The organism is Faecalibacterium sp. DFI.5.82 (genome assembly GCF_029076575.1).
Classification (GTDB): domain Bacteria; phylum Bacillota; class Clostridia; order Oscillospirales; family Ruminococcaceae; genus Faecalibacterium; species Faecalibacterium duncaniae.
Window position 1 is genome coordinate 1 of sequence record NZ_JARFIS010001190.1, and the last position, 286, is coordinate 286.

At 49.7% G+C, this 286-nt stretch carries 1 pseudogene; it reads right to left on the minus strand.

The window, feature by feature from the left end:
* Positions 1-222 (minus strand): annotated as a pseudogene (locus tag P0G09_RS20680) (hypothetical protein); the annotation flags it as partial.
* Positions 223-286: the final 64 nt, after the last annotated feature.

The window sequence follows — 286 nt, forward strand, 5'->3', positions numbered from 1 at the left end:
GGAAAGAGCAGCTTGATACTGCCTTTCGCAATCGGACAGCCGTGCCAGTCTAGTTTGAATCTGCTTCAAGTCGGCATCAACGGAAGAAAGATCATGGAGAGCCGCATCGTACTTGACGCGGGCTGCATAGGCTTCCTGCCGTTCTTTGTCCAGCTTTTCATCCAATTTTCCAATCACTTGATAGAAAAATGCGGCAAGGCTGTGTCCCTCCAGACGGTCCACATCAGCCTGCTCTGCCAGCTTGGATTTTTCCAGCTTTTTAAGGCAATCAGCAATCGTATCTCTC